Source organism: Sulfuritalea sp. (assembly GCF_031426875.1).
Lineage (GTDB): Bacteria > Pseudomonadota > Gammaproteobacteria > Burkholderiales > Rhodocyclaceae > Sulfuritalea.
The window spans coordinates 38,278-62,903 of sequence record NZ_JASJPC010000059.1 but is presented as its reverse complement, the minus strand read 5'-3'; the positions used below and the strand labels follow the sequence as shown (position 1 = coordinate 62,903).

Sequence of the window (24,626 nt, the reverse complement as noted above, 5' to 3'; positions counted from 1 at the left end):
TCCCGGATCGTGAAATCGGGTCGTCGGCTGAACTCAAGTCCGACAGGCTGCTAGACTACGCATCGAGCGCGATCTCTTCGCGGTGCTTTTGTTCATCACATCGGCTAGAAATACAGGACTGATCATCAACATCTTGAAAAAAATCCGAATGGCGAAAATCAGTAGCAGTTTTTACGGACTCCGGCCATGTACCAACTTCCTTCTGGGCTGCTTGGACCTGCTCTGTCCACGAAAGCGCTCTTTTCATAATTCATTCTCCTTGGATTAAGGCTGCCCAAATAGCGCTGAGTTCACACCTAACTTCTTAGCGAGTTCGGGGATGAATTCAGCAATCAGCTTTTGTTCCATCAACATGTACGTGTTCATAAACCGCCTAACTCTCGGGACTGGGTCGGCCTTGGGCCATTCAACGATTCGTCCAGAGTCATCCTTCCTACTGTCAGAAGCCTGCATCTCGAAAATATCCATATACAACCGAGGGGCAACTCCAACGAACGGCTCAAATCTCACACGACCGATTGTATGCTTTGAAGGATCGAAAGCGATGGAGTCAGAATAAAAATCCTTCGCTTTGCTTTTTGGATATGGCTCAATGTACACAACGCGGTCGATCCCTGCAGCAATGATATGTCTCGCGCAAAGGTGACAAGGAAATGTGGTCGTAAAAAGAGTGGCATTTTTCACAGACACTCCCCGCCTCGACGCATCGATTATTGCTGCCATTTCTGCGTGGACGCTTCTGCCGAATTCAATTAAACCAAGTACCTGAGTGCCTTTGAGCACCTGCCGCTTGTTTCCAACCAACATCGCCTCAACCAACTGTTTGACTTCAGAAGCATTGTCAGCCAAGAGCCCATGTGTCCGAAATCTGCTCAAGATTTCGGCAATAATTTGCTCGCGTTGCTCGTTGCTTGCGTCAAAGCCGCTCTGAAAATCTCTTCCATCAGGCTTGTCCCCAGGCCAATACAAACCGCCACCTGCTTTTGGCACGTCATTGCAGCCAACAGAAATCAGGTCGCATTCTTTCGATGCTATCGAGGCTCCAACTTGGCGCGCCAGATCAGATGACCGTAAGGCAGCCGACCTCGCGTGGTACATGCCAAATTCGTCCCGTGTCGGGGTGTGGAACGGATACCCGAATATCAATTCAACAAACCTTCGAATATTTCGCTCCAATTGCTCTTTGTCCGTTACGTCCACAAAAAGATCGGCTCGTGGAAATGCGTCTTTCACATCTTGCCCGAGCGTTGTACCGACTTCCGCTTCATCCCGTTCGATTAAGTATTCCGCTTTAGCTCTTGCACCGGTTGAGTTGAGATGCTTTGATTTAGTAATGCGAGCAGCAAGTGCATCGACCCTGGATTCACGGGGTGAGTATGCGGATATGGCGAAAAAGCCCTTCCCATAAATATTCCGTAATGTCTCAACCTCTTCCGGATGTTTCAGGGAGTGCAATATGTAAGCGTTCTTCTCGGGAATATTCTCGAATTCAGTACGCCTTGCTCGGTCTATCCCCAACAGAGCAAGCAATGCAATGGCTCCACCATGGCCGGCGCATTCCCGAATTCGAGTACCTTCGCTCATCAAGTTATCTACTCGTTCGTCATCAGGAAGGTTACTGAAGTCCCTTCCTAAGAACTCTTCAATTAACTTGCTTAACTTGATTTCGCTTTTCGGCACATGGTAGCCAACATCTATCAGTGCCTTTCGTAAGACTTTGAAAACCCCTTTCAGATCGGTCCCCGCCGGACCAATCAGTCCGAATACCAATTCTGGGTGTCTATTCGGTACGGGATGGTTTGAGCTGGTATGTCTTGTGCGACTTGATGTAGCCATATCCTCACCTCACTAACTCAAGCACAGACGCAGACCCAAACCCCGCAACACATGTCAACCGTGGTACGGAAAATTAAAGTCGTCAATTACGTCTAATCGATTGGCAAATACTAACGAGTAGATTAATTGTTCAACAAATACATGAGAATTGCAAGTTATCTTATTGATAAAAAGCAATTATATTCATTCATTATATCTACTAAATTGGGTCAGCTTTGGATTTGTTTTCGTGATGATCTCCCATGATTGATGGCTTTCCCTCTCCACTGACCCGCCGAGCGAGGAAGGTTCGCCGGGGGTAGTCCAGTCGCGTTGTCTGAGCGAAGCGAGTTTAGCGACCGGCCCGGCGGGCCTTGCTCCGGGACAGTAGCCCGCGGGCCGGGGAGGAAATCGAGCAGTGGGCGCTCTTGTCGCTCGCGCTACCCCATCCCCTCCCCGACCCTCCCCTTGAAGGGGAGGGAGAACGGCTCCGGTTGCCCGGAAAGTCGGCGCTGACCACACGCCGCGCAGGGCCTCTGCCGCAGCCCATCGCCTACAATAGAGCCCCTTTGGCTCCACCGAACTGAGCATGACCGCCCGCCTGCGCGAAATCCCCTACAACTACACCTCGTTCTCCGACCGCGAGATCGTCATTCGCTTGCTCGGTGCCGAGGCCTGGGCGACGCTCAACGAACTGCGCGCGGAGCGCATCACCGGCCGCTCGGCGCGCATGCTCTACGAGGTGCTGGGCGACATCTGGGTGGTACGGCGCAATCCCTATCTGGAAGATGACCTGCTCGGCAACCGCGAACGGCGTGAGGCGCTGGTGGAAGCCTTGCGCCACCGCCTGCGGGAAATCGACAAGCGCCGCGAGGGAAATGAGCGCGTGGCGCTGCTGCTGACCGCGGCGAAAACTGCGGTGCTGTCCTTCGAGCGCTGGTTCGAGGAAACCCGCAGCCTGCGCAAGAAGGCGCTCAAGGCCCTGGCCCGCCACACCCGCCGCGACAACGTCTGCTTCGACGGTCTGGCGCGCGTTTCTCACGTCACCGATGCCACCGACTGGCGCGTCGAATATCCGTTTGTCGTACTGGCGCCCGACACCGAGGAGGAAATGGCGCCGCTGGTGCGCGCCTGCATCGAACTCGGCCTGACCATCATTCCACGCGGCGGCGGCACCGGCTACACCGGCGGCGCGGTGCCGCTCGACGCCTTGTCGGTGGTGATCAACACCGAGAAGCTGATCGACCTCGGCGCCGTGGAAATGCAGCGCCTGCCCGGCACCGACAGGGACTACGCGACGGTGCGCACCGGCGCCGGCCTGGTCACACGCCGCGTCATGGAAGCGGCGGAAAAGGCCGACCTCGTCTTCGCCTGCGACCCGACCTCGGCCGACGCCTCCTGCATCGGCGGCAACATCGCGATGAACGCCGGCGGCAAGAAGGCCGTGCTGTGGGGCACGGCGCTGGACAACCTGGCCTCGTGGCGCATGGTGACGCCGGACGGCAACTGGCTCGACGTCGAGCGCCTGAATCACAACTTCGGCAAGATCCACGAGCAGGAGCTGGTCAGCTTCCGCCTCGTGCGCTGGGACGCGAGCGGAAAGAAAAAGCTGGGCGAGGAACAGCTCGACGTGCCCGGCCGGCTGTTCCGCAAGGAAGGCCTGGGCAAGGACGTCACCGACAAGTTCCTCGCCGGCATCCCCGGCGTGCAGAAGGAAGGCACCGACGGCCTGATCACCTCGGCGGTATGGGTGCTGCACAGGATGCCGCCGGTGACGCGCACGGTCTGCCTCGAGTTTTTCGGCCGGGTGACGGACGCCGTGCCGTCCATCGTCGAGATCACCGATTACTTCAAGCCGGGCGGCGCGGGGCTGGCCGCCGGCGTGCTGCTGGCCGGACTGGAGCACCTCGACGAGCGCTATGTGCGCGCCGTCGGCTACGCGACCAAAGCGAAAAATCATGGCCGGCCCAAGATGGTGCTGATCGGCGACATAGTTGGCGCTGACGACACGGCGGTGATGGCCGCCGCCTCGGAAGTGGTGCGCCTGGCCAATGCGCGCGGCGCCGAGGGCTTCATCGCGGTTTCGCCCGAGACGCGCAAGAAGTTCTGGCTCGACCGCGCCCGCACCGCGGCGATCTCGAAACACACCAACGCCTTCAAGGTCAACGAGGACGTCGTCATTCCCTTGCCGCGCATGGGCGATTATTGCGACGGCATTGAACGGATCAACATCGAACTCTCGCTGGCCAACAAGATCGCGCTGGCCGACGCGCTGGCCGACTACCTGCAGGGCGAACTGCCGCTGCACGCGGGCGACGCCAACCTCGACCCGGAACTGCTGCTGGGCGACAAGCGCGAGCAGGCGCTGGAACTCGTCGCCGGCGTGCGCGCGAACTGGCAGGCGCTGCTCGACAATCTCGACCAACACTTCCGCGAACTGCAGGATTACCGCCTGCGGGTATCGTGGAAGACCGAACTCAAGGCGCCGCTGGAAGGCCTGTTCGAAGGCAATGCCTTCCGCCAGGTGCTGGCCGGCATCGAGGCCATCCATCAGGAGGTACTGCGCGGCCGCGTCTTCGTCGCCCTGCACATGCATGCCGGCGACGGCAACGTGCATACCAACATCCCGGTGAACTCGGACCACTACGCGATGCTGCAGACCGCCTACAAAGCGGTGGAGCGCATCATGGCGCTGGCCAAACGCTTGGGCGGGGTGATTTCCGGCGAACATGGCATCGGCATCACCAAGCTGGAATTCCTCAGCGACGAGGAGATCCGCCCTTTCCGCGACTACAAGCAGCGGGTCGACCCGGAGGGCCGTTTCAACCGCGGCAAGCTGATGGATTTGCCGCACATGCGCGCCGACCTGGCGAATGCCTACACGCCCTCCTTCGCGCTGCTCGGCGTCGAGTCGCTGATCATGGAGCAGTCGGACATCGGCAAGATTTCCGATTCGATCAAGAACTGCCTGCGCTGCGGCAAGTGCAAGCCGGTGTGCTCGACCCATGTGCCGCGCGCCAACCTGCTCTACAGCCCGCGCAACAAGATCCTCGGCACCTCGCTCTTGATCGAGGCCTTCCTCTACGAGGAGCAGACGCGGCGCGGCATCAGCCTGCAGCATTTCGACGAATTCTCCGACGTCGCCGACCACTGCACGGTCTGCCACAAGTGCGTGACGCCCTGCCCGGTCGACATCGATTTCGGCGACGTCTCGGTGGCGATGCGCAACTTCCTGCGCCGCCAGGGCAAGAAGAAGTTCAACCCGGGCACGGCGGCGGCGATGGGCTTCCTTTCCGCCACCGACCCGGCGACGATCAAGCTGGTGCGTGCCGGCATGATCCAGCTCGGCTACAAGGCACAGCGCCTGGGCCACAGGCTGGCGAAGTCCTTCGGCCTGATCCAGGACAGCGTGAAACACCCGCCGGCCACGCTGGGCCGCCCGGCGCTCAAGGCGCAGGTGATCCACTTCCTCAACAAGCCGATGCCGAAAAACGTGCCGAATCGCACCTCGCGCGCGCTGCTCGACGTCGAGGACGACAGCCTGATCCCGGTGATCCGCGATCCGCAGCGGGCCAGCGATGAATCGGAGGCGGTGTTCTATTTCCCCGGCTGCGGCTCGGAGCGACTGTTCTCGCAGGTTGGGCTGGCGACCCAGGCCATGCTCTGGCATGCCGGCGCCACCACCGTGCTGCCACCGGGCTACCTCTGCTGCGGCTACCCGCAGACCGCCAGCGGCGACGAGGACAAGGGCCAGGCCATCACCACGGCCAACCGCGTGCTGTTCCACCGCGTTGCCAATACGCTGAACTACCTCGACATCAAGACCGTGGTGGTGTCCTGCGGCACCTGCATGGACCAGCTGCTGAAATACGAATTCGGCAAGATCTTTCCCGGCTGCCGGCTGGTGGACATCCACGAATGGCTGTTCGAAAAGGGCATCAAGCTCGACGGTGTCAAAGGCGTGCAGTACATGTACCACGAACCCTGCCATACGCCGATGAAGCATTACTCCGGGATCAAGGTGGTCAACGCCCTGATGGGCCAGCGCGTCGATCTCAACGACCGCTGCTGCGGCGAATCCGGCACCCTGGCGGTGACGCGGCCCGACGTGTCGACCCAGATTCGCTTCCGCAAGCAGCAGGAAATCGAAGCGGGCGCGGCGGCACTTAGAACAGTTGGCGCCGGCGACGCGGTGAAAATCCTCACCTCCTGCCCGTCCTGCCTGCAGGGCCTGTCGCGCTACGACAACGATGCGGATATCACGGCCGACTACATCGTGGTCGAAATGGCCAAGGCCATCCTCGGTCCGGACTGGATGCAGGATTACATCCGCGCCGCCAACAATGGCGGCGTCGAAAGGGTATTGCTGTAAGCGCGACGCGCCTGCAGCAAGATGTGACGCACCTCACTGCCTGTCCGATCGCGCTCGCACAGAGCCTCCGATTGGCGCTATGCTTATCCGGTGGCGACTAACCTGGATTGCGAACTGTGTGCGGATCCCGGCGGCGAACTGCTGTGGGAGGACGATGTTTGCCGCGTGGTACGTGTGGGCGGCGCCGAAGGGGCGGCGTTCCCCGGCTATTGTCGCGTCATCTGCCGGCAACATGTCGCTGAAATGAGCACCCTCAGCGCCGGCGATGCACATCGCGTCATGGATGTGGTGCTGGCTACCGAACGTGCCCTGCGCTTCAGCGTTCAGCCGGACAAGATCAACCTCGCCAGTCTGGGCAACCTGGTCCCGCATCTGCATTGGCACGTTATCCCGCGCTGGCGCGACGACAGCCACTTTCCGGCGCCGATCTGGGCCGCGGCGCAACGCAGCGCAAAGCCCCGCCCCGTTGTCGGCAGCGCGCGCCTGCAGCAAGCCCTGAAAACCGAACTCTCGACCCTGAATGACACGCCATGAATTTTGAACTGCCGCCCACCGGAACCGAACAGAGCCCAGCCTTTCTCAATGCGGCCGGCTGCAAGGATTGGCTGCTCAAGGTGCCGGCCAATGCCGTGCAAGCGCAATCGATGTTCCTGCGCCAGCTCAGCCTGCTGCATCGCTACAGCCTGCCGGCCAGCGAACGCTTCGCCATACTCGATGCCTTGCGCGGCCCGCTGAGCGAGGTGCAGGAGGATGCGGCGGCAAAGTTCGCCGCCAAACCCCTGCCCTTCGCACCGCACGAACAGGCTGCGCTGGATACCACGCTGAACGTCTGGCACATGTTGTCGCTGGGCTACCTACGCTGCTTCGATGCCTTCTGTTCGGACAGTGCCGGCGCCTTCTCGATGCCGGCCTTGCTCGAACTGCGCGCACTGTGCGCCGCCAACCCCGATCAGGCGGCGCTGGCTGCCACCCTGGCCCAGCGCACGCTTTCGGTATTCGGCGACTGGCAGCTCGATCTCTGTCGCAGTGGGCAGCTGCCGAATGCCGCCTACTGGAAGCAACTGCACCATATATTCTTTGCCGCGGAAACCCTCGGCGTCGCCGGCCACAGCGTGAGAGATTCGGTGCGTCATGGCAAAACCCATACCAGTGCACTGGCCGCCTATGCCGAATGCAACCTGCTGAGCACCGCCAATGTCTATGAACTGGCCACCCGCCACTTGAGCTGGGTGGCGCGCTGGGCCCGCCGCTGGGGCGGCAAACTGGTGCTGCTCAAGGTCCCGCCCGAGGACATTCGCAACCGTGCCGCACCGCTGTGGGTCGACCTTGAATCGGATCTGCCGGCGAGCTACGTGCCGCACCCGGCCGAGGGCGGTCGCTGGCTGGAAACCACCGAACTCAGGAAGAGCCTGGTGGCCCGCATCACGCTGCTGGAGCAAGGCCGGGCCCCGGCCGACCTGCAACTCGGCGACGACGTCACCCAGCCGGCGGCCGGCCAGTTGCTGCTGCACGTGCTGCAGCGCTGGTGCAAGGGCGGCGCCGAACGCCGCCATGAGCGGCATAGCGCCAACACCGACTGCAGCCTCATTGCCGGTTTCGACACCGTGCACTTCCACCTCTCCGGCGGCCAGGCCTTCCGTGCGCCCTCCCGCGACGACACGACGCTACGCCGCGAACGCGAGGAATTCGAGACCTTCGGCGAGCGCAGTCATCGCACCGCAGCCGTGGAGGAGAAAAGCGATGCGCAGCTCGAGAACTGGCGTGTAAACGATGAATCGGCGGTCGGCCTGCGCCTGACGCGAACGCTCAAAAATGGCGTGCGCATCGGCGCCGGGATGATGGTTGCCGCGAAGACCGCCGACGCCCGCCATTTCGCCCTCGGCAATGTGCGCTGGGCGCTACGCGAAGGCGACGACTGGCTGGTGGCCGGCATCCAGCTGTTCCCGGGCGAACCCCGCCCGGTGGCGGTGCGCGCCATCGACGCGGGCGGAGTCCGCGGCAGCTGGCGTCAGGGATTCCTCTTGCCGGCGATCGACGCACTCAAGGAGCCGGCCAGCGTGATCCTTGCCGCCGGCACATTTCGCATCGACCGCAGCGTCGAAGTCATGGTCGATCAGAAACTGCAGGTGCTCAAGCTGTTCCGCGTGCTCGATCGGGGCACCGAATTCGAGCGCTGCAATTTCTACGACTGAACCCGGTGCGGCGGGAACACCGCGCTGAAGGTGGAGCCGCGCCCCGCTTCGCTGTCGATCTGCAGCACCGCCTGATGCCGCTCCAGCACGTGCTTGACGATGGCGAGGCCAAGCCCGGTGCCACCGGCCTCGCGCGAGCGGCCACGGTCCACGCGGTAGAAGCGCTCGGTCAGGCGCGGCAGATGTTGGCGGGCGATGCCGATGCCGCTGTCGCGTACTGAAAACCGCCCGCCGGCCTCGCCCTCCGCGCTCCAGCGCAACACGATCTCGCCGCCTTCGGGGGTGTAGCGCACGGCATTCCCGGCCAGGTTGGCAAAGGCCGAGCGCAGTTCGCGCGCGCTGCCCAAGAGGCCGCGCGGCCCCTGGTTCTCAAGCGTGAGGCGATGCCGCCCGGCCGAAAGCACCTGGATCTCCTGGAACACATCGGCCAGCAGGGCGGCCGCTTCGATCGGATCGTCCAGCGGCGGCGGCGAATCGGTTTCCAGCGCCGACAAGGTCAGCAGATCGTCGATCAATTGCTGCATGCGCCGCGCCTGTTCGGCTGCGGTCTGCAGATACTGTGCGAGCTCCTGCGAGGGTGTGTCGTGCAAGGCATCCAGCGCCGTTTCGACAAAGCCGAGCGTGACGGTCAGCGGCGTCTTCAGTTCATGCGAGACATTGGCGACGAAATCGCGCCGCATCGTCGCCAGCTTCTGCAATTGCGTCACGTCGCGCACCAGCAACAAGGTGCGTCCGGCGGCAAAGGGCGCGGCCTGGATCTGCAGATTGCGGCCCGGATTGCGCTGGGTGTGCAGTTCCAGCGGCACGCCGCGATGATCGGGGTTGTCGAGGTAGTCGCGAAATTCCGGCTCGCGCAGCAGGTGGGTGATACGGCTGCCGGTATCGACCGATGCCTTGAGGCCGAGACAGACTTCGGCGTGCAGATTCATCCACTCGATGCTGCGGCGACCGTCGAGAATCATCACGCCGTCAGGCAGGGCTTCGGCGGCACGGCGAAAGCGCGCCAGTTCCTCGGTCGCCTGCTCGCGCTCGGCGCGGGCCAGCCGGGCACGCCGGTGCAAGGCCTCGAACACCGCCCCCCAGGCGCCGCTGGCGCTCGGCGTCGGCGTTCCCAGCGGGCAGCCGGCCCAGCGGATCAGCCGCAGCACCATCCACAGTTGGCGCAGGAAGAAGAAAGCGACCGTGGCCAGCGTCATCAACTCCGCCCCAAGCTCGCCCGCCGCGAACCAGCCGGCCAGCGCCGCCAGCGCCGCCAGTACGATTGCCGTCAGCAGTTCCGACAGGACCGCATTCACGTCGCCGAAATCCGGTAGCCGCTACCGCGCACGGTCTGGATCAGGCCGTCGTGTCCGCTGGCCTCGAGCGCCGCGCGCAGGCGGCGGATATGCACGTCGACGGTGCGCTCTTCGACAAACACGTGATCGCCCCAGACCTGGTCGAGCAATTGTGCGCGGGCATGCACCCGCTCAGGATGGGTCATCAGAAAGTGCAGCAGGCGGAATTCCGTCGGGCCGAGATTCACCTCGATGCTGCCGGCCGTGATGCGATGAGTGGCCGGATCGAGCCGCAAGCCGCCGAGTTCCACCATGTCCTCGGTGGCCTGCGGCGCATGGCGGCGCAGCACCGCCTTGATGCGCGCCACCAGTTCGCGCGGACTGAAGGGCTTGGTCACGTAGTCGTCGGCGCCGAGTTCGAGGCCTTCGATCTTGTCGCGCTCCTCGGCGCGCGCGGTAAGCATGATGATGGGCAGGCGCCGGGTGCGCGCCTCGCTGCGCAACAGGCGCGCAAAATCCACGCCGCTCATGCCCGGCAACATCCAGTCGAGCAGCACCAGATCGGGCAATGCCTCTTGCACCAGCCGACGCGCTGTTTCGGCATCGGCGGCAAGCTGCACGACGTGCCCGACCCGGCGCAGATTGACTTCGATCAGGGACTGGATCGCCGGTTCGTCTTCAACCACCAGTATCGTTGCGGGCATGACCTGACCTAGGAAGGGGACAAACGCCAGTCTATTGCCGATTGATGACGGTTCCGTGACATCGATTCGACCGACGGTGTGCGCTATCATAGCCGGCCCAGTAAAGGAGTTGCCACCATGTCCGGTCTCGACGCCAAGACCCCGATCCCCACCGAGATCACCCTGCACAAGAAGTCGCGCATGCTCGAACTGAGCTTCGACGACGGCAGCCACTGCCAGTTGCCCGCCGAATTCCTGCGGGTCTACAGCCCATCCGCGGAAGTCCGCGGCCACGGCCCGGGCCAGGAGACGCTGCAAACCGGCAAGCGCAACGTCGAGATCACTGACTTGGAGCCGGTCGGCAACTACGCGGTGCAACCGACCTTCTCCGACGGCCACAACACCGGCATCTATTCCTGGGACCTGCTCTACCACCTGGGCGCCAACCATGAGGAGCTCTGGGCCGACTACCTGGAGCGTCTTGAAAAAGCCGATGCCAGCCGCGATATAGATTCGACCACCTTGCCACCCAAGGCCGCCGGCGGCTGCGGCAAACACTGATATGGCGGAAACGCATTTCGGCTTCGAGACGGTAGACGAGAAGGAAAAGGCCCGCCGCGTCGCCGGTGTCTTTTCGTCGGTCGCGCAGAAATACGACGTGATGAACGACCTCATGTCGGCCGGGCTGCACCGTCTGTGGAAGAAATTCACCATCGAGATCGCCGCACCGCGTCCCGGCGAGCGCGTGCTCGACGTGGCCGGCGGCACCGCCGACTTGTCGTCGGCCTTCGCCAAACGCGTCGGCGCCTTCGACCAGACCGGCGGCGAAGTCTGGCTGACCGACATCAACAATGCCATGCTCGGCGTCGGTCGCGACCGCCTGCTCGACGAGGGCGTGCTGGCGCCGGTGGCGCAGTGCGACGCGGAAAAGCTGCCTTTCCCCGACAACCATTTCGACATCGTTACCGTGGCCTTCGGCCTGCGCAACATGACGCACAAGGACCGGGCGCTGGCCGAAATGCGCCGCGTGCTGCGGCCCGGCGGACGCCTGCTGGTGCTCGAATTTTCCAAAGTGTGGAAACCGCTGGAAAAGGCCTACGATGCCTACTCGTTCAAGCTGCTGCCCTGGCTGGGCGAGAAGATCGCGGGGGATGCCGAGTCCTATCGTTATCTCGCCGAATCGATCCGCATGCACCCGGACCAGGCCACGCTCAAGGCCATGATGGAACAAGCCGGGCTGGAACGGGTCGAAGTATTCAATCTGACAGCCGGCGTCGTCGCGCTGCATCGTGGTTACAAGTTCTAACGAGGAGTAAGAATCAATGAAGCGATTAGTGATTGCGGCCTTTGCGGCCGTGGTGGGTCTGGGTTTGATGGTTCCCGATGCCGAAGCCGCACGCCTTGGCGGCGGCAAGTCCTTCGGCATGAAGCGTCAGGCAAGCCCGGCGCCTGCACCGACCACGGCCGGCAAGCCCGCCGCTGCGCCGACCGCAGCCGCTCCGACTGCCGCGCCCAAGCCGGCCGGCATGAGCCGCTTCCTCGGCCCCCTGGCCGGCCTCGCCGCCGGTCTCGGCATCGCGGCGCTGCTGTCGCATTTCGGTCTCGGCGAAGGCATGGCCAACATGCTGCTGATCCTGGCGCTGGTCATGGCCGCAGTCTTTGTCGTGCGCTGGCTGATGAGCAAGCGCACACCCCAGTCCGGCATGCAGTACGCCGCTGCCGGTCCCGGCAATGCCGCGGACCTCAAGCCCGCCCAGTTCGAAGCCACAGGAGTTGGTGCTGGCGGTACGGCGGCCAATGCGGTCGGCGGCAGCATTCCCGCCGATTTCGACGTGACCGGCTTCCTGCGCCAGGCCAAGCTCAACTTCGTGCGCCTGCAGGCCGCCAACGACCGCGGCGACATGGACGACATCCGCCAATTCACCGCGCCGGAAATCTTCGCCGAGATCCAGATGCAGTATAAGGAACGCGGCAGCGCAAGCCAGGAAACCGACGTCATGCAGCTCGACGCCGAGCTGCTCGAAGTCGTCACCGAAGACAAGCACCACATCGCCAGCGTGCGCTTCTCCGGCCAGCTGCGCGAGGAAGCCAGCGCCGCACCGCAAGCCTTCACCGAGATCTGGCACCTGGTCAAGCCGACCGACGACAGCCGCGGCTGGAATGTCGCCGGCATCCAGCAGGTCTAGGTTTTCCTGGCATGCAAGCCCTGCCCGCGCCGCTGCAAGCCGCCATCAATCACCTGCTCGGGCAGGCGGCATGGGCGCGGGAAAAGCTCGCACCCTTCGCCGGGCACGCCGCCCAGATCAAACTGCCGCCTTTCGAGGCGGCTTTTTTGATCGGCGCGGACGGCAGCATTTCCGCCCCGGCGGCGGATGCCGTGCTCGAAGTCAGCATCGCGCTGCCGGCGACGACGCCGCTGCTCGCGCTGCAGGGCAAGGATGCCGTGATGCGCGCGGCGCGCATCGAAGGTTCGGCCGAATTCGCCGCGGCGCTGGGCTTCGTGATCCGCAACCTGCGCTGGGATGCCGAGGAAGACCTCTCGAATCTCGTCGGCGACATCGCGGCGCACCGCATCGTCGGCGGCACGCGCGAATTCGCCGCCTGGCAACGGCAGGCGGCGCAGAACTTGGCCGCCAATCTGGCCGAATACTTCACCGAAGAACAGCCGCTGATTGCGCGCCAGGCGGATATCGCGGCGTTTGCCGAGGATATCGACCGGCTGCGCGACGACGTGGCGCGGCTCGAAAAGCGACTGCAACGACTGGCTTGATCGCCGGCTGAAATAATTCTATTGGCGTAGCCGCGACAGGCTGCGGACAATCCCCCTCCTCAATCACCGGGAGGAAAACCCATGAAGACATTTCTGCTTGCCGCGGCAACGCTGATCACGCCGTTTGCCACGGCCCTTGCCAGCGACGAAGCCCTGCTCACCGAGGCGCGCAAGGTGGCGACCACGCTGCCGCCCAAGCTGATCGTCGCGCTGCAGGACGAGATCAAGAAATCCGGACCCGAAGGCGCGATCCCGGTGTGCAAGGACATGGCGCCCAAAATGGCCGGCGAAATCTCGCAGCAGACCGGCTGGAAGATCAAGCGTGTCAGCCTCAAGGCCAGGAACGACGCGCGGGCCATTCCCGACGCCTGGGAAAAGGCCGCGCTGGAGGATTTCGACAAGCGTGCGGCGGCCGGCGAGTCGCCGGCCAAGCTGGAGAAGGGCGAAAAGATCGGCAACGAGTACCGCTTCGTCAAGGCGCTGCCGGTGCAGGCGCTATGCCTGAGCTGCCACGGCCCGGTCGATCAGCTCAGCCCCGCCATCAAGGCCGCAATCGGCCAGAACTACCCCAATGACCGCGCCACCGGCTATGCGGAAGGCCAGATCCGCGGCGTGATCAGCGTGCGCAAGGCACTTTGAGCCGTCTTACCGGGCGGCCACGCCGCCGCCCAGCGCCTTGTAGAAACTCGCCGCCGTAGACAGCAGCTGGCGCCGTACCGCCAGCGCCGACTGTTGCGCGGCGAAGTGTTCGCGCTGGGCATCGAGCAGTTCGAGGTGGCTGGAGACGCCGGCCCTGTAGCGTGCATCGACGATCGTCAGGCGCCGGCCCTGGGCGGCAACGCCGGCTTCCTGGGCCTGCAACTGTTCGGCCAGTTGCCGCCGCGCATCGAGCAGATCAGCGATTTCGCGGAAGGCCTGCTGGATGGTTTTTTCGTATTCGGCGACGGCGATGAGCTTGCGCGCGCTGGCGAGGTCGACGTTTTCAGCCGTACGTCCGCTGTCGAACAGCGGCAGGCGCAAGGCCGGGACAAAGTTCCAGGCGCCGCTGCCGGCTTCGAACAGACCCGAGAGGCCGCGACTGGCGGTGCCCAGCGCGGCGGTCAGCACGATCTTGGGCAGGAAGGCGGCGCGCGCGGCGCCGATGTTGGCATTGGCGGCGATCAGCTTCTGTTCGGCGGCCATGACGTCGGGTCGCTGCAGCAACACCTCACTTGGCAAACCCACTGCGACTTCGGCCACCAGTCCGCTCTGCGCCAGTCTGCCGCCGGCCGTCTCCGCGGGCGCTGCGCCGACCAGCAGGCGCAAGGCGTTTTCCGCCGCGGCGTGACTGCGCGCGAGGCTGGCGACTTCGGCTCGTGCATTCTGGTAGGCGCCGTCGGCCTGCAGGTAATCGAGATCGCCGGCAAGGCCGACGTCGCGGCGGCGGCCGACCAGGTTGCGGGTTTCTTCGCGGCTCTTCTGTGTCTCGACGGCCAGTGCGCGGCGCTCGCCGAGTTCCAGCAGGCTCAACCAGGCGTTGGCGACATCGGCGATCAGCGACAGGCTGAAGGCCTGGCGCGCGTAGTCGCTGGCGAGGAAGTTGGCGCGCCCGGCGTCGTCGAGGCTCTTGACCCGGCCCCAGAAGTCCAGCTCGAAGGCGGCGACGGCCAGATTGACGTCGTAGCGCTGGCTGTTGAGCTGGCGACCGCTGCCGGAAACATCGGCCGGCGTCAGCGAGGCGGCGCGCTGGGCCGCCAGATCGACGGTCGGCAGGCGGTCGGCGCGGGCAATGCCGGCCAGCGCGCGGGCCTCATCGACGCGCGCGACTGATATGCGCAGATCGCGGTTGTGTTCCAGCGCCGCGGCGATCAGGGCCTGCAGGCGCGGATCGGTGAAGAATGCGCGCCAGTCCGCGGTGATCGCCGCGCCTGGCGCCGTATCGCCAGCGCCAACTCTTGCCGGCCAGGCCTCGGGCACCGGCGCCGCGGGGCGCTGGTAATCCGGCGTGAATGAGCAGCCCGCAACGGCGAGGGCGACGGCGAGAGGGAGAAATTTACGCATCATGCTTCTCCTCGTGGTGACGGCGAGTATGCCTAACCCCGCCCGGGAAGATGCGCCGCACCACGACGAAAAATACCGGGACCAGGAAGACCGCCAGCGCGGTGGCGGCGAACATGCCGCCGATCACGCCGGTGCCGATGGCGATGCGGCTGTTGGCGCCGGCGCCGGTGGACACCGCCAGCGGCAGCACGCCGAACATGAAGGCGATCGAGGTCATCAGGATCGGCCGGAAACGCAGGCGGCAGGCTTCGAGCGTGGCTTCGATCAGGTCCTTGCCCTGTTCCTGCAGCTCGCGCGCGAATTCGATGATCAGGATCGCGTTCTTCGCCGAGAGGCCGATGATGGCGATCAGGCCGACCTTGAAATAGACGTCGTTGGGCAGGCCGCGGAAAGTCACGGCCAGCACCGCGCCGAAGATGCCCAGCGGCACCACCAGCATCACCGCGAAGGGAACCGACCAGCTCTCGTAGAGCGCCGCGAGGCAGAGGAAAACCACGATCAGCGAGACGGCGAAGAGGAAGGGCGCCTGGGTGCCGGACAGGCGCTCCTCGAAGGAACTGCCCGACCATTCGTAGCCGACGCCGGCCGGCAGCTTGGCGGCGACGTCCTCCATGGCCAGCAGGGCTTCGCCGGTCGAGCGGCCGGGCGCCGCATTGCCGGCGATCTTCATCGAGGGCAGGCCGTTGTAGCGGTCGAGCTTGGGACTGCCGACGATCCACTGCGCCGTGGCGATTTCGGCGAGCGGGATCATGTCGCCGCGCGCGTTCTTGACCGGCAGCCGCAGCAGGTCTTCCGGCGTGCGCCGGGTGTCGGCTTCGGCCTGCATCTGCACGCGCAGGATGCGGCCTTCGCGCACGAAATCGTTGATGTAGGCGGTGCCGAGGGTGGCCTGCAGCGTGTCGTTGAGCTCGCCGAGGTCGATGCCCAGCGCGCGAGCCTTGATGCGGTCCACGCTGAGGAAAACCTGCGGACCGGCCTCCTGGCCTTCGGGCCGCACGCCGACCAGCGCGGGGTTCTGGCCCGCCAGGCCGAGCGCCATGTTGCGCGCTTCGAGCAGCTTGTCGCGGCCCAGGCCGCCGCGGTCCTGCAGGCGGAAATCGAAGCCGCCGACGGCCGCCAGCTCGGGAATCGGCGGCACGTTGATGGCGAAGACCATGGCCTGCTTGATGCGGAAGAAGGCCATGTTGGCGCGTTGCACCACCGAGTCGGCGCTGTTGTCCTTGTTCGGCCGCTCGTCCCAGCTCTTGAGCCGGACGAAGGTGATCGCGGCGTTCTGGCCGCGGCCGAAGAAGGAGAATCCGGCGACGCCGATGACGTGGGCGACTTCCTTCTGCGCCAGGTAGTGCTGCTCGACGGTGCCCAGCACTTCGAGGGCGCGCTCGCGCGTCGCACCCGGGGGCAGCTGGACGATGCTGAGGAAATAACCCTGGTCTTCGCCGGGCAGGAAGCTGCCCGGCAGCTTGGTGAAGAACCAGCCGGTGGCGGCCAGGATCGTGGCATAGACGATCAGCCAGCGCCCCGGCCTGCCGAGGATGCGGCGCGTGGCGCCGATGTAGCGGCTCACGGTGGCGGCGAAGAAGCGGTTCCACCAGCCAAAGAAGCCGCTGTGCGGCATCACGTCGTCCTTCCCCGACTCGTGCTTGAGCAGGGTCGCGCACAGCGCCGGCGTCAGCGTCAGCGCCATCATGGCCGAAAAGCCCATGGTCAGGATCAGCGTCACCGCGAACTGGCGGTAGATCGCACCAACCGCGCCGCCGAAGAACAGCAGGGGCACGAACACCGCGGTCAGCACCACGGTGATGGCGATGATGGCATTGATGATCTGGCCCATCGCCTTGCGCGTCGCGTCGCGCGGGCTGAGGCCTTCCTCGCTCATGATGCGCTCGACGTTCTCGATCACGACGATGGCATCGTCCACGACGATGGCGATGGCCAGCACCATGGCGAACAGCGTCAGCACGTTGATCGAATAGCCGAGCAGGTAGAGGCCGATCAGGGCGCCGAACAGCGACACCGGCACGACCACGGCCGGGATGAAGGTGGCGCGCACGTTTTCGAGGAACAGGTACATCACCAGCACCACCAGGATCATCGCCTCGATCAGCGTCATGACTACTTCGCGGATCGAGATGTCGACGAAGGTCGAGGTGTCGTAGGGCACCATCCAGGAGATGCTCGGCGGAAAGTATTTCGCCAGCTCGGTCATCCGGTCATTGACCGCCTTGGCGGTGTTGAGCGCATTGGCGCCCGGCGCCATGCGCACGGCAATCGCGGCCGTGGGCTGGCCATCGACCCGGGCGGCAATCGAATAATCCTGGGCGCCGAGTTCGACGCGGGCGACGTCCTTGACGCGTACCGTGGCGCCGCGGGCGTCGCTGCGGATGATGACGTTGCCGAATTCCTCGGGAGTCGCCAGGCGGCCCTGGGTGATGATGGTGGCTGCATATTCCTGGCCGGGCGCGGCCGGCACCTGGCCGAGCTCGCCGGTGGCGATCTGGGCGTTCTGCGCGCGCACCGCCTTCGCCACGTCGGCCGGGGTCAGGCCGAAGGCCGTCAGGCGCTCGGGCTTCAGCCACAGCCGCATCGAATACTCGGTGCCGAACAGGATCGCCTCGCCCACGCCCGGCGTGCGGCGGATGCTTTCCAGCACATTGGCCGCGGCGTAACTGCCGAGCGCCACGTTGTCGAGGGACTTGTCCGGCGAAAACAGGGAAAGGAACATCAGGTAGTTGCGCGCCGACTTGACCACGGTGATGCCCAGGCGCCGCGCCTCTTCGGGCAGGCGCGGCTCGGCGCGCTTGATGCGGTTCTGGGTTTCCACCGAGGCCAGATCGAGATTGGTGCCGGCCTGGAAGGTCAGGGTAATGGTGCCGATGTTCTGCTCGGAGGCGGACTCCATGTATAGCAGGTTCTCGATGCCGTTGAGCTCCTGCTCGATCAGCGCGACTGCGGTTTCCTCGACCACCTTGGCCGAGGCGCCGGGGTAGTTGACCGTGATCGCCAGCGCCGGCGGCGCCACCGCCGGATAGCTTGCCACCGGCAACTGGCGCAGGGCGAGCAAGCCGCCGAGCACGATGATGATGGCGATGACCCAGGCGAAGATCGGCCGGTCAATGAAGAATTTTGGGATCATGGCTTACTTCTTTTCTTCATTGGGCTTGGCGGCCGGCGCCGCCGGGTTTGCCACCGTCGGCGCCGCCATCAGCGGCGCGCCCGGAGTCCACGGCAGGGGCTTGACCACGGCGCCCGGTCGGGCCTTCTGCAGGCCATTGACGATCACCTGCTCGCCGCCTTTCAGCCCGTCGTCGACGATGAAGTCGCCGCCGGACATGGTGCTGGTCTTGATCGGCCGCGGCGTCACCTTGCCTGCGGCATCGACCACCATCACGAACTGGCCCTGGGCGCCGCCCTGCACCGCGCGCTGCGGCACGCGGATCGCGTGGTCGAGCTGGGCTTGCGGAAAACGCACGCGCACGAAGGTGCCGGGCAGCAGCTCGCGACGCGGATTGGGGAACTCGGCGCGCAGGAGCACGGCACCGCTGTTCGGATCGACGGCGAGGTCGGTGAACTGGAGGCGGCCCTTCTCCGCATAGAGCGAACCGTCTTCGAGCACCAGCTCGACTTTCGCCGCATCGGCTTTTTTCTGTTTGCCGTTCCTGACTGCCTGCTGCAGGCGCAACAGGTCGGAGTAGGACTGCGAAAACTCGACGCGAATCGGGTCGAGCTGTTCGATCGTGACTAGATGCGTCGCCTCGCCCTTGCCGACCAGGGCTCCCTCGGTGACCATCGCGCGGCCGACACGGCCGGAAATTGGCGCTGGCGGCACGGCGTTTTCGAGGTCCAGGCGCGCCTTTGCGGCGGCGGCCTCGGCCTGCTTGACGCGCGCGTCAGCGGCATCGAACTCCTGCTGGCTGACCGCCTTGATGTCGAGCAGCGGCGTGTAACGCGCAAACACCGCCTTCGCGGCCGCCAAGTCGGCTGCCGCCGCCGCGGCCTGCGCCTGATAGGTGCGAGCGTCGATGCGGAACAGCGGCGTGCCCGCCACGACATCCGTGCCTTCGGTGAACAGACGTTTCTCCACGACGCCTTCGACGCGAGCCCTCACTTGCGCGGAACGCACTGCCTGCAGGCGGCCTGGCAAATCCTGCGTGATCGTCGCGCCGGCTGCGGCGACGGTGACCACGTCGACCTCGGGCGGCGGCATGGCGGCACCGGGCGCGGCGCCGGGCGGACCCTTTTGCCCGCCATCACCGCAAGCGGCCAGGAGTGCAAGCAACAGCAGGGGAATGTGTTTTCTCATGGGGTGCTCCGTTGGGGGACGGGATGGGGAAGGGAGGCCTCGGGGGCAAAGGCGCGCAGGTAGCAATCGACGATTTGAGCGACGCGGGCCGGATCCGGTTCCGGTGGCTGTTCGCCGGAGAGCAGAAAATGGCTGCGCTCGGCGCCGACCAGCATCGACAGTAAGGTGGTGGTGGCGAACTCGGCATCGACCTGGCGCAAGTCGCCGCGGTCCATGGCCCGCTGCAGGATCGTGTGCAGGCGTGCGGCGGTCTGGGCCGGACCGTTGCGATAGAAGCTCGCGGCAAGTTCCGGAAAGCGCGTCGTCTCGGCGATCAGGGCCCGGTAGAAACCCAGTCCCTGCGCGCTCAGCGCCTTTGCGCGGAAGGCGATACCGAAACGAAGCAAGCGCTCACGCAGGCCTATCGCCTCGTCGTCCAGGGTGACCAGCAAGGCGGCAGTGACCTGCTTGATGACTTCGCCAAACAGTTCGGCCTTCGACGGGAAGTGGTTGTAAAGGGTTTGCCGGGCGACGCCGGCGCGCAGTGCAACCCGCTCGACACTGGCCCGGTAGCCTTCCTCGATGAAGATCTCGGTCGCGGCCTGGATCAGGCGCGAGCGGCAGGAGGAATCGTGATGAACGAGCAGGGTCACGGGAAGGAGCACCCAGGCTAGACTGGACAGTCCAGTCTACATTGAATTCGATCTCTTGCCAAGCTTCACACCTAAACAAAAAGGCAGCCGAAGCTGCCTTTTCGAGTGCATCGAGAAACGCGCTTTGCGCGCCTGCGTCAGTGACGCTGCTTGCGCAAACGATCGATGGCGGCGAGTTGCGCAATGGCTTCGGCGAGTTCCGCCTGGGCCCGCGCGTAGTCGATCTCGGAACCGCGATTGACCATGGCTTCTTCGGCCAGTTTCTTGGCTTCCAGCGCCTTCGCCTGATCCAGGTCGGCGCCGCGGATGGCGGTATCCGCCAGCACGGTCACCAAACCCGGCTGCACTTCGAGCAAGCCACCAGCGACGAAAATCAGTTCTTCCTTGCCGCCGGCTTGCTGGACCCGCACCGCGCCCGGCTTGATCCGGGTCATCAGCGGCATATGGCCGGGCAGTATGCCCAGTTCGCCCGCTTCGCCCGGCAGAACGACGAATTCCGCCAGACCGGAGAAAATCAGTTCCTCGGCGCTAACGACGTCCACATGAATAGTCATGGCCATAATTTACCTCAATCTGTATCGAGAGTGGCTAGCCGCGGTTCGGGCGACGACTCGCCCGCTCCCGGCTTTCCATTCGCTTGCTGCGGCGCTTATTGGAGCGTTTTTGCCTTCTCGAACACTTCCTCGATCGCGCCGACCATGTAGAAGGCCTGCTCGGGAATCGTGTCGCATTCGCCGTCGACGATCATCTTGAAGCCCTTGATGGTGTCGGCCAGCGGCACGATCTTGCCCGGCGTGCCGGTGAACACTTCGGCGACGTTGAAGGGCTGCGACAGGAAGCGCTGAATCTTGCGGGCGCGGGTCACGGCCAGCTTGTCTTCCGGAGCCAGTTCGTCCATGCCCAGAATCGCGATGATGTCGCGCAATTCCTTGTAACGCTGCAGGTTCGACTGGACACGGCGGGCGACGCTGTAGTGCTCTTCGCCAACGACCAGCGGATCGAGCTGACGCGAGGTGGAGTCGAGCGGATCGACGGCCGGGTAGATACCCAGCGAGGCGATGTCACGCGACAGCACGACGGTGGCGTCGAGGTGGAGGAAGGTCGTCGCCGGCGACGGATCGGTCAAGTCGTCCGCTGGCACATACACGGCCTGGATCGAGGTGATCGAACCGACCTTGGTCGAGGTGATGCGCTCCTGCAGGCGGCCCATTTCGTCGGCCAGCGTCGGCTGGTAGCCCACGGCGGACGGCATGCGGCCGAGCAGCGCGGAGACTTCGGTTCCGGCCAGCGTGTAGCGGTAGATGTTGTCGATGAACAGCAGGATGTCCTTGCCTTCGTCGCGGAACTTCTCGGCCATGGTGAGGCCGGTCAGCGCCACGCGCAGACGGTTGCCGGGGGGCTCGTTCATCTGGCCGAACACCATCGCGACCTTGTCGAGAACCTTCGACTCTTCCATCTCGTGGTAGAAGTCGTTGCCCTCGCGGGTGCGCTCGCCGACACCGGCGAACACCGAGTAGCCGCCGTAGGACTTGGCGATGTTGTTGATCAGTTCCATCATGTTCACGGTCTTGCCGACGCCGGCGCCGCCGAACAGGCCGACCTTGCCGCCCTTGGCGAACGGGCACATCAGGTCGATAACCTTGATGCCGGTGGGCAGCAGTTCCGTCGAAGGCGACAGTTCGTCGAACTTCGGCGCCTTGGCGTGAATCGGGCGCAGTTCGTCGTAGGGAACCGGGCCGGCTTCGTCGATCGGGCGACCGAGCACGTCCATGATGCGGCCCAGGGTGCCGGAACCAACCGGCACCGAAATCGCGGCGCCCGTCGGCTTGACCGACATGCCGCGGCGCAGGCCGTCGGAGGAACCGAGCGCAATGGTGCGCACGATGCCGTCGCCGAGCTGCTGCTGTACCTCGAAGGTCAGGCCGCTTTCGGCATTGCCGGAATCGGCCTCGTCGAGAGTCAGCGCTTCGTACACTTTGGGCATCGCTTCGCGGGGGAACTTGATGTCCACCACAGCGCCGATGCACTGGACGATGTTTCCGTTGCTCATGGTTGTTTCCTTAATGTAATTCCGCCAAATTCAGTCAACACGTCGCTCAGCCTGCAATGGCCGCCGCACCACCAACGATCTCCGAGATCTCCTTGGTGATCGCCGCCTGACGCGCCTTGTTGTAGACCAGCTGCAATTCCTTGATCACGCTGCCGGCGTTGTCGGTTGCGGCCTTCATCGCCACCATGCGCGCCGACTGCTCGGAAGCCATGTTCTCGGCCACGCCCTGATAGATCAGGGCCTCGACGTAGCGCACCAGCAGTTCGTCGATCACGGTCTGCGCGTCGGGTTCGTAGAGGTAGTCCCAGCTGCGCTCCGGCGTGCCCATGCGCTCGCCGGACAGCGGCAGCAGCGGCTCGATCACCGGCTCCTGCTTCATGGTGTTGACGAAGCGGGTGTAGGCGATGTGCACGGCATCCAGCTCGCCGGCCTGGAACGCGTCGATCATGACCTTCATCGGCCCGATCAGCTTTTCCAGATGCGGCGTGTCGCCCAGATGGGTGATCTGGGATATGACGTTGGCACCCATGCGCTGCATGAAGCCGAGGCCCTTGTTGCCGATGCAGGTGACGCGAATGTCGGTTGCACCGTCGGTTTCCCACTGGCGCATGTGGTTCAGCGCCTGGCGCAGGATGTTGGTGTTGAGGCCGCCGCAGAGGCCCTTGTCGGTCGTCACCACGATCAGGCCGATACGCTTCGCCACCGCCGCCTTGGTCTTGCCCAGGAAGGCATGGCGGTATTCGGTCACGTTGGCCTGCGAAAGATTGGCCGCCAGGCGACGGATCTTTTCGCTGTAGGGACGGGCCGCGCGCATCCGTTCCTGCGCCTTGCGCATCTTGGATGCGGCCACCATCTCCATGGCCTTGGTGATCTTGCGCGTGTTCTGAACGCTCTTGATCTTGGTGCGGATCTCTTTGCTGCCTGCCATGATCGCCCCTCGTTAGCGCTGCGCGATCAGGACCAGGACTTCGTGAACTCGGTGACCGCGGCCTTGAGTTGGGCCTCGGCGTCCTTGTCCAGATCCTTGGTGGTCTCGATCTTGTTCATCAGGTCTGCATGCTTGTGATGCATGTACTGATGCAGTTCGGTTTCGTAGGGCAGGATGCGCGTGACATCTATGTCATCCATGAAGCCTTCGTTGGACGCATACAGCGTGACGCCCATTTCGGCGACCGACAGCGGCGCGTACTGCAGCTGCTTCATCAGTTCCGTCACGCGGCGGCCGCGCTCCAGCTGCTTGCGCGTGGCTTCGTCGAGGTCGGAAGCGAACTGGGCGAAGGCCGCCAGTTCGCGGTACTGGGCCAGAGCCAGACGCACGCCGCCGCCGAGCTTCTTGATCACCTTGGTCTGGGCCGCGCCGCCGACGCGCGACACCGAAACGCCGGCATTCATGGCAGGACGGATACCGGCGTTGAACAAGTCGGTTTCAAGGAAGATCTGGCCGTCGGTAATCGAAATCACGTTGGTCGGCACGAAGGCGGAAACGTCGCCGGCCTGGGTTTCGATGATCGGCAGCGCCGTCAGCGAACCGGTCTTGCCCTTGACTTCGCCGTTGGTCAGCTTTTCGACCCAGGCTTCGGAGACGCGCGCGGCGCGCTCGAGCAGACGCGAGTGCAGGTAGAACACGTCGCCGGGGTAGGCTTCGCGGCCGGGCGGACGACGCAGCAGCAGCGAGATCTGGCGGTAAGCCCAGGCCTGCTTGGTCAAATCGTCATAAATGATCAATGCATCCATGCCGCGATCGCGGAAGTACTCGCCCATCGAACAGCCGGTGTAGGGTGCGATGAACTGGGTCGCGGCGGAGTCGGAAGCGGTGGCGGCGACGACGATGGTGTATTCCATCGCGCCGTGCTCCTGCAGCTTGCGCACCACGTTGGCGACGGTCGAAGCCTTCTGGCCGATCGCGACGTAGATGCAGAACATGTTCTGCCCCTTCTGGTTGATGATGGCATCAACCGCGACAGCCGTCTTGCCGGTCTGGCGGTCGCCGATGATCAGCTCGCGCTGGCCACGGCCCACCGGCACCATCGAGTCGATCGCCTTGAGGCCGGTCTGCACCGGCTGCGACACCGATTTGCGCCAGATCACGCCCGGCGCGACCTTTTCGATCTTGTCGGTCATCTTGGCGTTGATCGGGCCCTTGCCGTCGATCGGCTCGCCCAAGGCGTTTACCACGCGGCCGAGCAGTTCGGGACCGACCGGCACTTCGAGAATGCGGCCGGTACATTTGACGGTGTCGCCTTCGGAAATATGCTCGTAGTCGCCGAGGACCACGGCGCCGACGGAGTCGCGCTCAAGGTTCAGGGCGAGGCCGAAGGTGTTGCCGGGGAACTCCAGCATTTCGCCCTGCATCACGTCGGTCAGACCATGGATGCGGCAGATGCCGTCGGTGACCGAAACCACGGTACCCTCGTTACGGGCGGTGGCGGCCAACTGCATGTTTTGGATCCGGCTCTTGATCAGGTCACTGATTTCGGATGGATTGAGGTTCATGGAAT

At 64.2% G+C, this 24,626-nt stretch carries 20 protein-coding genes; 8 read left to right on the top strand and 12 right to left on the bottom strand.

Annotated elements, in window-relative coordinates; genetic code table 11:
- Window positions 1–55: 55 nt before the first annotated feature.
- Together RMO95_RS21460 and RMO95_RS21455 are read right to left on the bottom strand one after the other, a co-directional pair.
- On the bottom strand, window positions 56–247 hold the full coding sequence (locus tag RMO95_RS21460) for a hypothetical protein (RefSeq protein ID WP_310452727.1): 192 nt from the start codon (window positions 245–247) through the stop codon (window positions 56–58).
- 17 nt (window positions 248–264) lie between these two features.
- Window positions 265–1,836 (bottom strand): anti-phage dCTP deaminase, encoded by a 1,572-nt coding sequence (locus RMO95_RS21455; RefSeq protein WP_310452726.1) that lies wholly within the window; start codon window positions 1,834–1,836, stop codon window positions 265–267.
- Window positions 1,837–2,404: 568 nt separating this feature from the next.
- Here RMO95_RS21455 and RMO95_RS21450 point away from each other — a divergent pair.
- The 3 genes from RMO95_RS21450 (at window position 2,405) to RMO95_RS21440 (ending at window position 8,379) form a co-directional block, all read left to right on the top strand.
- Window positions 2,405–6,187 (top strand): DUF3683 domain-containing protein, encoded by a 3,783-nt coding sequence (locus RMO95_RS21450; protein WP_310452725.1) that lies wholly within the window; start codon window positions 2,405–2,407, stop codon window positions 6,185–6,187.
- 90 nt (window positions 6,188–6,277) lie between these two features.
- On the top strand, window positions 6,278–6,721 hold the full coding sequence (locus RMO95_RS21445) for an HIT family protein (RefSeq protein WP_310452724.1): 444 nt from the start codon (window positions 6,278–6,280) through the stop codon (window positions 6,719–6,721).
- Complete coding sequence (locus tag RMO95_RS21440; RefSeq protein ID WP_310452723.1) at window positions 6,718–8,379, top strand: hypothetical protein; 1,662 nt, start codon at window positions 6,718–6,720, stop codon at window positions 8,377–8,379. The genes RMO95_RS21445 and RMO95_RS21440 overlap by 4 nt, the downstream gene beginning before the upstream one ends.
- Here the strand turns inward: RMO95_RS21440 and phoR are convergent.
- Both phoR and phoB read right to left on the bottom strand, forming a co-directional pair.
- The gene (phoR, locus tag RMO95_RS21435; RefSeq protein ID WP_310452722.1) at window positions 8,370–9,674 is read right to left on the bottom strand and encodes a phosphate regulon sensor histidine kinase PhoR; all 1,305 of its coding nucleotides are present in this window, start codon (window positions 9,672–9,674) and stop codon (window positions 8,370–8,372) included. The two genes, RMO95_RS21440 and phoR, sit on opposite strands and share 10 nt — an antisense overlap.
- Window positions 9,671–10,357 (bottom strand): phosphate regulon transcriptional regulator PhoB, encoded by a 687-nt coding sequence (gene phoB, locus RMO95_RS21430; protein ID WP_310452721.1) that lies wholly within the window; start codon window positions 10,355–10,357, stop codon window positions 9,671–9,673. Before phoB ends, phoR begins: the two co-directional genes overlap by 4 nt.
- Window positions 10,358–10,474: 117 nt before the next feature.
- Here phoB and RMO95_RS21425 point away from each other — a divergent pair, with 117 nt between their 5' ends.
- The 5 genes from RMO95_RS21425 to RMO95_RS21405 all read left to right on the top strand — a co-directional run bounded on the left by RMO95_RS21425 (window position 10,475) and on the right by RMO95_RS21405 (window position 13,745).
- Complete coding sequence (locus RMO95_RS21425) at window positions 10,475–10,897, top strand: DUF971 domain-containing protein (RefSeq protein WP_310452720.1); 423 nt, start codon at window positions 10,475–10,477, stop codon at window positions 10,895–10,897.
- Between the two features lies 1 nt (window position 10,898).
- Entirely contained in the window at window positions 10,899–11,642 is a 744-nt protein-coding gene (ubiE, locus tag RMO95_RS21420; RefSeq protein ID WP_310452719.1) for a bifunctional demethylmenaquinone methyltransferase/2-methoxy-6-polyprenyl-1,4-benzoquinol methylase UbiE, read from the top strand.
- A gap of 16 nt (window positions 11,643–11,658) precedes the next feature.
- A complete protein-coding gene (locus tag RMO95_RS21415) occupies window positions 11,659–12,522 on the top strand; it encodes a TIM44-like domain-containing protein (protein WP_310452718.1) in 864 nt (287 codons plus the stop codon).
- 11 nt (window positions 12,523–12,533) lie between these two features.
- On the top strand, window positions 12,534–13,106 hold the full coding sequence (locus tag RMO95_RS21410; RefSeq protein ID WP_310452717.1) for a hypothetical protein: 573 nt from the start codon (window positions 12,534–12,536) through the stop codon (window positions 13,104–13,106).
- Between the two features lie 81 nt (window positions 13,107–13,187).
- Window positions 13,188–13,745 (top strand): DUF3365 domain-containing protein, encoded by a 558-nt coding sequence (locus tag RMO95_RS21405; RefSeq protein WP_310452716.1) that lies wholly within the window; start codon window positions 13,188–13,190, stop codon window positions 13,743–13,745.
- A 6-nt stretch (window positions 13,746–13,751) separates the two neighbouring features.
- Here RMO95_RS21405 and RMO95_RS21400 read toward each other — a convergent pair whose 3' ends face one another.
- The 8 genes from RMO95_RS21400 to atpA all read right to left on the bottom strand — a co-directional run bounded on the left by RMO95_RS21400 (window position 13,752) and on the right by atpA (window position 24,621).
- Window positions 13,752–15,149, bottom strand: a complete 1,398-nt coding sequence (locus tag RMO95_RS21400) for an efflux transporter outer membrane subunit (protein WP_310452715.1) — start codon at window positions 15,147–15,149, stop codon at window positions 13,752–13,754.
- Window positions 15,139–18,279 (bottom strand): efflux RND transporter permease subunit, encoded by a 3,141-nt coding sequence (locus tag RMO95_RS21395; protein ID WP_310452714.1) that lies wholly within the window; start codon window positions 18,277–18,279, stop codon window positions 15,139–15,141. The genes RMO95_RS21400 and RMO95_RS21395 overlap by 11 nt, the downstream gene beginning before the upstream one ends.
- A gap of 3 nt (window positions 18,280–18,282) precedes the next feature.
- A complete protein-coding gene (locus tag RMO95_RS21390; RefSeq protein WP_310452713.1) occupies window positions 18,283–19,446 on the bottom strand; it encodes an efflux RND transporter periplasmic adaptor subunit in 1,164 nt (387 codons plus the stop codon).
- Window positions 19,443–20,078: a TetR/AcrR family transcriptional regulator gene (locus tag RMO95_RS21385; protein WP_310452712.1), complete on the bottom strand. Its 636-nt coding sequence runs from the start codon at window positions 20,076–20,078 to the stop codon at window positions 19,443–19,445. Before RMO95_RS21385 ends, RMO95_RS21390 begins: the two co-directional genes overlap by 4 nt.
- A 137-nt stretch (window positions 20,079–20,215) precedes the next feature.
- Window positions 20,216–20,632, bottom strand: coding sequence for a F0F1 ATP synthase subunit epsilon (locus RMO95_RS21380; protein ID WP_310452711.1), 417 nt, complete (start codon window positions 20,630–20,632; stop codon window positions 20,216–20,218).
- A 95-nt stretch (window positions 20,633–20,727) separates the two neighbouring features.
- Window positions 20,728–22,128 carry a F0F1 ATP synthase subunit beta gene (gene atpD, locus RMO95_RS21375; protein WP_310452710.1) on the bottom strand — a complete coding sequence of 467 codons (1,401 nt, stop codon included), beginning with the start codon at window positions 22,126–22,128 and terminating at the stop codon, window positions 20,728–20,730.
- A gap of 46 nt (window positions 22,129–22,174) precedes the next feature.
- Complete coding sequence (gene atpG, locus RMO95_RS21370) at window positions 22,175–23,056, bottom strand: F0F1 ATP synthase subunit gamma (protein ID WP_310452709.1); 882 nt, start codon at window positions 23,054–23,056, stop codon at window positions 22,175–22,177.
- Between the two features lie 26 nt (window positions 23,057–23,082).
- Window positions 23,083–24,621 (bottom strand): F0F1 ATP synthase subunit alpha, encoded by a 1,539-nt coding sequence (atpA, locus tag RMO95_RS21365; protein ID WP_310452708.1) that lies wholly within the window; start codon window positions 24,619–24,621, stop codon window positions 23,083–23,085.
- Between the last annotated feature and the right edge of the window lie 5 nt (window positions 24,622–24,626).